The sequence below is a fragment of the Staphylococcus croceilyticus genome, assembly GCF_002902575.1.
GTDB classification, from domain to species: Bacteria; Bacillota; Bacilli; order Staphylococcales; family Staphylococcaceae; genus Staphylococcus; species Staphylococcus croceilyticus.
The window spans coordinates 3,326-12,936 of the sequence record NZ_PPRD01000131.1 but is presented as its reverse complement, the minus strand read 5'-3'; the positions used below and the strand labels follow the sequence as shown (position 1 = coordinate 12,936).

The 9,611-nt window shown below is 32.1% G+C and carries 9 protein-coding genes; 7 read left to right on the top strand and 2 right to left on the bottom strand.

Annotation, left to right across the window (positions count from 1 at the left end; all coding sequences use genetic code 11):
* Positions 1–125: 125 nt before the first annotated feature.
* The 3 genes from CD128_RS11945 (at position 126) to CD128_RS11350 (ending at position 2,363) form a co-directional block, all read left to right on the top strand.
* Positions 126–299, top strand: coding sequence for a hypothetical protein (locus CD128_RS11945; RefSeq protein ID WP_231917336.1), 174 nt, complete (start codon positions 126–128; stop codon positions 297–299).
* 110 nt (positions 300–409) lie between these two features.
* On the top strand, positions 410–1,156 hold the full coding sequence (locus tag CD128_RS11355) for a Fic family protein (protein ID WP_231917335.1): 747 nt from the start codon (positions 410–412) through the stop codon (positions 1,154–1,156).
* 508 nt (positions 1,157–1,664) lie between these two features.
* Entirely contained in the window at positions 1,665–2,363 is a 699-nt protein-coding gene (locus tag CD128_RS11350; protein WP_103329978.1) for an HAD family hydrolase, read from the top strand.
* 561 nt (positions 2,364–2,924) lie between these two features.
* Here the strand turns inward: CD128_RS11350 and CD128_RS11345 are convergent.
* Together CD128_RS11345 and CD128_RS11340 are read right to left on the bottom strand one after the other, a co-directional pair.
* A complete protein-coding gene (locus tag CD128_RS11345) occupies positions 2,925–3,587 on the bottom strand; it encodes a deoxynucleoside kinase (RefSeq protein ID WP_103329977.1) in 663 nt (220 codons plus the stop codon).
* Positions 3,580–4,197 carry a deoxynucleoside kinase gene (locus CD128_RS11340; protein ID WP_103329976.1) on the bottom strand — a complete coding sequence of 206 codons (618 nt, stop codon included), beginning with the start codon at positions 4,195–4,197 and terminating at the stop codon, positions 3,580–3,582. Before CD128_RS11340 ends, CD128_RS11345 begins: the two co-directional genes overlap by 8 nt.
* Before the next feature lie 63 nt (positions 4,198–4,260).
* On the opposite strand from CD128_RS11340, the gene tadA reads away from it, so the two are divergent.
* The 4 genes from tadA to CD128_RS11310 all read left to right on the top strand — a co-directional run.
* Positions 4,261–4,734, top strand: coding sequence for a tRNA adenosine(34) deaminase TadA (tadA, locus tag CD128_RS11335; protein WP_103329975.1), 474 nt, complete (start codon positions 4,261–4,263; stop codon positions 4,732–4,734).
* Between the two features lie 136 nt (positions 4,735–4,870).
* The gene (locus CD128_RS11330; RefSeq protein ID WP_103329974.1) at positions 4,871–5,743 is read left to right on the top strand and encodes a Cof-type HAD-IIB family hydrolase; all 873 of its coding nucleotides are present in this window, start codon (positions 4,871–4,873) and stop codon (positions 5,741–5,743) included.
* Between the two features lie 19 nt (positions 5,744–5,762).
* Positions 5,763–6,329, top strand: a complete 567-nt coding sequence (locus tag CD128_RS11325) for an NADPH-dependent FMN reductase (RefSeq protein ID WP_103329973.1) — start codon at positions 5,763–5,765, stop codon at positions 6,327–6,329.
* Between the two features lie 369 nt (positions 6,330–6,698).
* Positions 6,699–9,611: SdrD B-like domain-containing protein (locus tag CD128_RS11310; protein ID WP_331813076.1), on the top strand; the 2,913-nt coding region annotated here is incomplete at its 3' end.

Genomic DNA, 9,611 nt, shown 5'->3' with positions numbered 1-9,611 from the left:
ATATTACAATTATCTATTTAAAAATAGGTTTAAACCACCTACTTCTATAATAATGAAAAATTAAGTATAATAACCTTGATTATAAATATCATATTTTTATATATGATAAGTAAGGAGGTATTTAATTGGAGTATACGTCGCTTAAAAAGATTTTTCACATGTATGGTTGGGATAGCATTGAAACTGAATATAATTTGAGATTAAACAGTTATTCAAGTTACGTAACAGATTTTATTATTCATTCAATACAAGATGAAAAAAAAGAACAGAAATTAAATATCCCTTATTTTTTGTTATAAATCGTGCATTATGTATTCATTTAGAAAAGATTTTAAAGAATTCAGATAGAATTAAGCAACTGTCTACTTCATTACCTAAGGTTGCGAATGATTCGTATATAAAGCATTTATTGATAAATGAGTTACAAAGTACTAATGAAATTGAAAATGTGAAAAGTACGAAAAAAGAAATAGCTGTTTCTTTAAATAAAACTAAAGGTGAAAATAAACGTTTCGATGGATTAGTTAATCAATATATTATGTTGGAAAATGGTAATGTATCTTTTAATTCGATATCAGATATACGTAAAATTTTTGATTCTATTGTTTCATCTGAAATTAAAGAAACTGATTTGCCTGATGGAAATGGCAGAGTGGGAAGATACATTTTGGCAAAATTGCTAAATGATAATTTAGATTCATTTACAGCTCTTACTTTTTCATATGTAGTAAATAATAATAAAAATAAATATTATAAATCGTTTGAAGAAGCCTCTGATTATTTTAATAAAGGTGAATTAACTAATTTTATCGATGAGATGATGCAATTACTTATAGAAGGTCAGAATAATATTATAGAAACTTTTGAAAATAACATTAAAATAATTACAAGATTAGCAAAATCACTCGATCAACAAACATTAAATAAATATGATTTAGCTGTTCTATTTGTATTGCTTCAAGATAAAGTGTTTGGAAGTAAGTATTCAAGAATAAGCATAAAAGAATTGAAGGATATTGTAGGTTACTCAAGAAATAAGGTCAATGAAGTAATCTCTAAATATGAAGACAAACTAGTTAAAATAAAAAGCAATACAGTAGTATTTGAAGCGAAAGACAGTTATGTAGAAGAATTGCTTTCGATTGACTTAAAATAACTGCTTTAATGACAGATTTGCATCATAAATAATCATTTACGCAAGAATGCCCAAAAACTTCTAAAGGAAGCTAAACTATAGGTATAAGACAAATATATAAGGAGTGAAATCAAATGGCAGACGTATTCGGTTTCATTAAAAAAGTCATCGATTTAGTAAGTGGCATTTTAGTACACGGCGAACCTAAATAAGTTGTTAAATTATATAGTAAATACCTCCTAAAAGTTAGATTAAATTCTAACAATTAGGAGGTATTTTTTTAATAAGAAAGACCCCACTAATCTATTGACTAATGGGGTAAGCTTTTACGATTTATGAAATTGAATAACCGTACTTAAGTTTACCCACCTATAATAGTTGTAAACTACATATTTTGATAAAAATTAAAGTTTTTATTTGGAGAAAAAATCACCTTTACATCAATCATTTCACATTTCTATACGAATCATCACTATCTATATTACAATAGAAGAGTTATAAATCATGAATAGCAGGAGTGTTAGCTGAAATGGAATGGATATTATTTGATAAAGACGGGACATTAATTGAATTTGATAAGAGCTGGGAGAAGATTGGCGTTCGTCTGGTAGACAGCTTTTTAGATAAATTTCCAATCGCTGATAAAGAAGCGGCACATCGTCAACTTGGTGTAATTGATGATGCGATTGTGCCGAATTCTGTCATGGGTTCAGGCTCACTGGATGATATGGTGAAGGCATTTAGTAATATAGCTGGTGAAGATGTATCGGATTGGACGCGTAACACAAGCCAAGAACTTGTAGATAATCGCGTACCAGAGAATAACTGGATTGAAGGCGTTTATGAAACTATTAAAGCTCTGAAAAATGAGGGCTACAAAATTGGTATCGTCACAAGTGATTCTCGAAAAGGTGTCATGCAATTTTTAGAAGACACGAATTCAAAAGATGCTTTTGACCTGGTCATTTCTACTGAAACACATGCTGCTGAAAAGCCAAATCCAGCAGTACTCAATCCATTATTCGATCACTATGATGTTAGACCTGAAGATGTGGTTATCGTAGGAGATACGAATAATGATATGAAAACAAAAGTAAATGCAGAATTAGGCCTAGCAATCGGCGTATTAAGTGGCATCGCTGAAAAAGATGAACTAGAAGACGCAGACTACATTATCGACACAGCCGTAGACGTTCCTAAAATACTAAAACAACACAGCGAAAAATAATTGTATTTAAAAATATTAATAAATACGTATCTACACTCACATAAATAATAAAGTTTAAAAATATTTTGATTGTAGAGCAATAATATTTGTATATATAAAACTGTTAATAAACGTAAATTTCCTTTTGAATAAGTAGTTCTAAAGATGGATAATTAATGGCGTTGCGCGACTCTTGGCGATTTTTATATTGAACACAAGTGCACTTGCACTTGTGTAAGGCGTTCTAAGATAGATAACGAAACGTAGTTGCGTAGACTCCTAGGGGAGCAGTGCTGTTAATGAACCTAAGTGCTATAGCACTTAGGTAAGTAGTTCTAAAATGGATAATGGAACGTAGTTGAGTGACGCCTAAGGGAGCAGGATGAGTGTCGAGACCAAGGCTCGACCCAGCCCCCTAGGCAAGCATCTCAACTTAAGTGTAATATCAATCCATTTAAGAACTGCTTTAGAGACGGCACCCCAGGAACGCGCAGCAACTTAAGTGAGTGAATATCTATCTAATGAACTACTTCAATATACAAAATGCCTACACAATTCGGTTAATTGTGCAGGCATTTTGTATTATCTATTATCCACATTGCGATATGTATTAATGATATGCGCAATTTTATCAATAATTGGGTCCAATGAATCAGGATTTTCATGAATATCATACTCATTAATATTAATACGAACCACCGGACACGCATTAAAATTATTAATCCAATTTTCATAACGTTTGAACAACTTTTGCCAATACTCAGGGTCTGTATTAATCTCCATATCTCGACCACGACGCTTAATACGCTCAATTACCTCATTATAATCACACTCTAAATAAATCAATACATCTGGCTTTGGAAAATATGGCGTCATGACCATCGCATTAAATAACTCTGAATACGTTTTAAAGTCATCTGCACTCATCGTACCTTGTTCTTCATGCATCTTCGCAAAAATATCTACATCTTCATAAATAGAACGATCTTGAATAAAGCCGCCACCATATTCAAACATACGTTTTTGTTCTTTAAAACGCTCTGCTAAAAAATAAATTTGTAAATGAAAACTCCAACGTTCAAAATCATCATAGAATTTATCTAAATAAGGATTATGGTCTACATTTTCAAAAGAAGTCTTAAAATTTAATTTGTCAGCTAACGCCTGTGTTAATGTTGACTTTCCTACACCCACTGTCCCAGCAATTGTAATAATTGCATTCTGAGGTACACCATAATTATTCATTTCTACTATCTCCTATCATTGGTTTAATTTGTTCTAAAATATACTGATAATCTGTTTCATTATTTACAAAATCAATGTCACTTGTATTGATTAATACAACATTTGCGCCTTCTTGTTTAAGAGTTTCATACAACGCTAAATAATCTCTTTTTAAATTTAATAAATAATCATCTTCAATTTGGTGCTCAAAGCTACGATTACGTTTAGCAATACGCTTTTTCAAAATACTTAAATCGGCATCTAAGAAAATAATCATATTTGGCATTTCAATATCTTCCGTCAAAATATCAAAAATGCGATTGAATTTATCAAATTCTGCATCATCCAACGTATTACGAGCAAAAAGTTTATTTTTATAAATGTGATAATCACTGACAACGCCTTGCTTCATTTCTGCAATATCTTTGGCTTGTTTGTAGCGATTACATAAGAAGAACATTTCCGTTTGAAAGCTCCATTTAGAAATGTCATCGTAAAAATCTGATAAAAAGGGGTTCTCGTCAATAATTTCTTTTTCTTCATAATAATTCAAAGTTTGGCTAAGTTTATGAGCTAAAGAAGACTTACCTACACCGATAGGACCTTCGATTGCGATAAATGGTTTATTCATAATCACATCTCCAAATGTTAAAATAGACAATGAGTATTGTATCACAAGTGAGGTAGGACACACATGGCAAATGATGAATATTACATGAATTTAGCGATTGAAGAAGCGAAGAAAGCGCAACTACTTGGCGAAGTGCCCATTGGGGCTATTATTGTAAAAGATAATGAAATTATAGCGCGTGCTCACAATTTAAGAGAAACTGCACAACAACCCACTGCACATGCAGAACATATCGCGATTGAACGAGCTTCGAAAGTGGTGGGAAGTTGGCGTTTGGAAGATTGTACATTATATGTCACGCTCGAACCATGTGTAATGTGTGCCGGCGCGATTGTGATGAGTCGTATCCCTAAAGTGGTATTTGGCGCTATGGATCCTAAAGGCGGATGTAGTGGTAGTTTAATGAATTTACTTGAAGAGCCTCGTTTTAATCATAGAGCCTCGGTAGTTACAGGCGTTCTTGAAAATGAGTGTGGCGATTTGTTGCGTAACTTTTTCCGTGAACTGCGAGAGAAGAAGTCTAAAACAAACATTTAAACGTACAAACTGTCGCAAATTTGTTAAAATAAACACTGAATTTAAAGTTTAAAATTTCATAGTTTTGTTAAGCAACTACCCTTTTTCAAAAAAAGAAAAATTGATAGGGATTAAGTCAATGAAACGAGGTAACTGTATGATTAAATTAATAGCAACGGATATGGATGGCACTTTATTAAATGCAGCGCATGAAATTTCTCAGGAGAACATTGATGCCATTAAATATGCGCAATCTCAAGGGATTACAGTCGTTATTGCGACGGGACGTGCCTTCTATGAAGCGAGTACGCCTATCGCTGAAACGGATTTGACTGTGCCATATATTTGCCTGAATGGGGCAGAAGTGCGTGATGAAACACATAATATAATGAGTACGTCTAATCTAAATCATGAGTTAGTGGAGCGAATCAAATCTATCTTGAATAAAGAAGATGTATATTATCAAATTTATACAAATAGAGGAATTTATACTGAAGACCCAACACGTGATTTAGATATTTATTTAGATATTGCGAAACAAGCGGGCCAGGAAGCTGATGTTGAAAAGATTAAAGCGGGTATTCAAAAGCGTATTGATAATGGAACGCTAAAAGTAGTGGACAGTTATGAAGAAATTGAGGATATTCCGGGTGAATTAATTATGAAAGTATTAGCTTTCAATCCTGATTTAGAGAAAATTAAGGCAATCGGTGAAGAACTGGCGGCTATTCCTAGTCTAGCAATTTCATCATCTTCACGTGGTAACTTAGAAATTACGCATTCAGATGCTCAAAAAGGAATTGCGCTTGAAACGATTGTAGATGAACTTAATATTGATTTACAAGATGTGATGGCATTAGGCGATAACCTAAATGATGCGTCGATGTTAGAGCGTGTCGGTTATCCGGTTGCTATGGAGAATGCAATGCCTGAAGTGAAGGCGATTGCTAAATACGTTACTGATACAAACGAAAATAGTGGTGTTGGTAAAGCGATTATGAAGTTATTAAAAGAAGAGCAGAATAAATAATTAAAGGAGTTTTGTAATAATGAAAGGACTTATTATTGTAGGAAGTGCCCAAGTTGGCTCCCATACAAACGCATTGGCGAAATATTTAGTAGGTCAATTTGATAATCATGATATGGATGTCGATATTTTCGATTTAGCTGAGAAACCATTAAATCAGTTAGACTTCTCAGGTACGACACCTTCTGTAGATGAAATCAAAGCTAATACGAAAGAGTTTAAAGAGAAGACGATGGAAGCGGATTTCTTAATTCTTGGTACGCCAAACTATCATGGTTCATATTCTGGTATTTTGAAAAATGCGTTAGACCACGTCAACATGGATTATTTTAAAATGAAACCAGTCGGCTTAATCGGTAATAGCGGTGGCATTGTAAGTTCAGAACCATTATCACACTTACGTGTAATCGTAAGAAGCTTATTAGGTATCGCTGTACCTACACAAATTGCTACGCATGACTCTGATTACGGCAAATTAGATGATGGGACATTATATTTAGATGACGAACAATTTCAATTACGCGCAAAATTATTCGTAGATCAAATTGTATCATTTGTGAATAATAGTCCATATGAACATTTAAAATAAAAAAATTAATATAAACTGAAAAAACACATATATATAATAGAAGAAACTAGTTCAAGAAGCGAAATATTTTCGCTTCTTTTTATTTACCTTGAATATAAAATCTTTGTAAACTTGTCTTATATATTAGTTGACACTTAGCATATAATATAATTTCTCAAAATTTAACACTATATACATTTAATTAACATATTAATTTATAAAAATAAGGTTTTAATCTACAAGAATGTGGTATAGTGAATTTGCATATAATTGTCAATTAATTGTTTGGTATCAAACGTATTAAAAAACATTTTAAATTTTGTAGAATTAAAATGTTTTTTTATTATTCTCTGACGATTAGTGCAATTAAAAAAACAGGAGTGGATTTGTTTGAAGAAAAAACAAAATAAAAGATTGGATTTCCTACCGAATAGACAGAATAAATATTCGATTAGAAAATTCACAGTAGGTACAGCTTCCATATTAGTAGGGGCTACATTAATTTTTGGAAGTGCACATGATGAAGCAAAAGCTGCTGAAAAAGATCCTGTATCTACAACTACTGAAAGTAATCAACAATCGGATGTGAAAGAAAAAGGTAATGTTCAAACTAGTGAAGCTAATACAAATAGTACAGAGCAATTAGACATTACTCATCAATCTGAACAACCAAGTACAGAAGAGATAAGTAAAGAAACAACAGAACAACCAAGTACAGAAGAGATAAGTAAAGAAACAACAGAACAACCAAGTACAGAAGAAATAAGTAAAGAAACAACAGAACAACCAAGTACAGAAGAAATAAGTAAAGAAACAACAGAACAATCAAGTACAGAAGAAGTAAGTAAAGAAACAAAAGAAGAACCAAGCACAAAAGAAACTAGCGAAGAAACAACAAAAGAAGAACCAAGCACAAAAGAAACTAACGAAGAAACAACAAAAGAAGAGCTAAGTACAAAAGAAACTAGCGAAGAAACAACAAAAGAAGAACCAAGCACAAAAGAAACTAGCGAAGAAACAACAAAAGAAGAGCCAAGTACAAAAGAAACTAGTGAAGAAACAACAAAAGAAGAACCAAGTACAAAAGAAACTAGTGAAGAAACAACAAAAAAAGAACCAAGTACAAAAGAAACTAGTGAAGAAACAACAAAAGAAGAACCAAGTACAAAAGAAACTAGCGAAGAAACAACAAAAAAAGAACCAAGTACAAAAGAAACTAGTGAAGAAACAACAAAAAAAGAACTAAGTACAAAAGAAACTAGCGAAGAAGCAACAAAAGAAGAACCAAGTACAAAAGAAATCGTAGCAAATACTGAATTAAATAAATCATTCAAAGAAACTGGCGATAAATTAGACAATGCTAAAAATGAACAAGATAAAAAAGAAGCAATTACTAATTTTGTTGCTAAAAATACTAATAGTTCTGTTGAAGAAGCAACAGCAGATGTTGAAAACTTAAATCTTGATTATAAAGATTTAAATAGTAAAAACTTGCTAAGTGCTTTAGTGAAAGCAGATTCAGAGAAAAAAGATTCAGAAACTAATTATGCAACTACAAGTGATGTAAATGCTTCACGTACTGTTCAGCCTAGAACAAGATTAGCAGTTAGAAAATTAGCGGCTAATCAAAGTCAAGGTCAAAATGTAAATGACTTAATTCATGTTATTAATCAAAGCATTACAGAAGGTAAAGAAAACGATGGTATTATTGAAGCTCATGATGCTGAGAATATTCAATATGATTCAACTTTCTCTATTGATAATGCTGTACATAGTGGAGATACAATGACGGTTAATTACGATAAACGTACACTTCCATCAGATTTAACTACTCGCTATAGTTTGCCGAACATCGTAGATGATTCAGGTGAGGTTATTGCTAATGGTTCATATGATCTTGATAATAGACAATTAACATATACATTTACTGATTATGTAGATAAGTATGAAAATATTGTAGCTCGTTTATCATTAACGTCATATATCGATAAAGAACAAGTGCCTGATAGAGATACTAATTTAGATTTAACATATAAAACAGCTAATACAGAAGCACATAAAGATGTTACTATTGAATATCAATACCCTCAAGAAGAAGGCCCTGCTAATATTTCGACTTCATTTACTAGATTAGATGAAGATAATCAAAGAATTGAACAAACGATTTACGTTAATCCGTTACGTGAAAATATTCCTAATCCTTCATTAGTAGTTTCAGGACAGCCAACAAACAATAGCAATGGTTCAACAATTATTGATAATGATACTTATATTCGTATTTATAAAGTAAGAAACGATCAAACGCTTCCAGATAGTAATAAAATTTATGATTATAGTCAGTATGAAGATGTAACAAATTCAGAGGACTTTACTATCACTCGCCAACCGTATAATAACCAATTTAAAATTGATTTTGGTCAAAATATAGATACACCATATATTGTTCAAGTTGTTAGTAGCTATGGAGTGGACGATGATGGTTACTCTCAAGTCCAACAACATGCAATTTTATCATCATATGACTCAAATTCTGGTGGAACTTATAATGCTGGTTATGGTAACAATGTAGAATTTTCATCAAATAATTCAGGAGGTTCAGGTGATACACCAGCTAAAAAGTATAAAATAGGTGACTATGTTTGGGAAGATGTGGATAAAGATGGTATTCAAGGCACTGATAATAATGAAAGACCTATAAGTGGAGTATTAGTTACATTAACTAATCCAGATGGAACTCAAAAATCAGTTCGTACGGACGAAAACGGTCATTATGAATTTGATGGTTTAGATGATGGTTCGACATACACTGTAAGCTTTGAAACACCAGATGGATATACTCCAACAGTTAAGAATGCTGCAAACTCAACAAATGAAAATGATTCTAATGGTTCTTCTGTAACTGTAACAATACAAGGTCATGATGATATGACTTTAGACAGCGGTTTCTACAAGACACCTAAATATAAATTAGGTGATTATGTTTGGTATGACACTAATAAAGATGGACATCAAGATGATAACGAAAAAGGTATAAAAGGTGTAACAGTTACGTTAAAAGATAATAACGGAAATGTCTTAAAAACTACCCAAACAGATGAAAATGGCAAATATATTTTTGAAGATTTAGATAGTGGAGAATATAATGTTCATTTTGATAAACCTGATGGATTAACACAAACAACTACTGATTCTGGTGACGATGAAAAAGATGCTGATGGTGAAGATGTTCATGTAACTATCACTGATCATGATGATTTAACTATCGATAATGGTTATTTCGAAGAAGACTCAGATAGCGACTCA

What these genes read in the sequence shown, in the direction of transcription:
- CD128_RS11350 (WP_103329978.1), top strand. Translation starts at nt 1,665, where the DNA reads ATGGAATGGATATTATTTGATAAAGACGGGACATTAATTGAATTTGAT.
- CD128_RS11345 (WP_103329977.1), bottom strand. Translation starts at nt 3,587, where the DNA reads ATGAATAATTATGGTGTACCTCAGAATGCAATTATTACAATTGCTGGG.
- CD128_RS11340 (WP_103329976.1), bottom strand. Translation starts at nt 4,197, where the DNA reads ATGAATAAACCATTTATCGCAATCGAAGGTCCTATCGGTGTAGGTAAG.
- tadA (WP_103329975.1), top strand. Translation starts at nt 4,261, where the DNA reads ATGGCAAATGATGAATATTACATGAATTTAGCGATTGAAGAAGCGAAG.
- CD128_RS11330 (WP_103329974.1), top strand. Translation starts at nt 4,871, where the DNA reads ATGATTAAATTAATAGCAACGGATATGGATGGCACTTTATTAAATGCA.
- CD128_RS11325 (WP_103329973.1), top strand. Translation starts at nt 5,763, where the DNA reads ATGAAAGGACTTATTATTGTAGGAAGTGCCCAAGTTGGCTCCCATACA.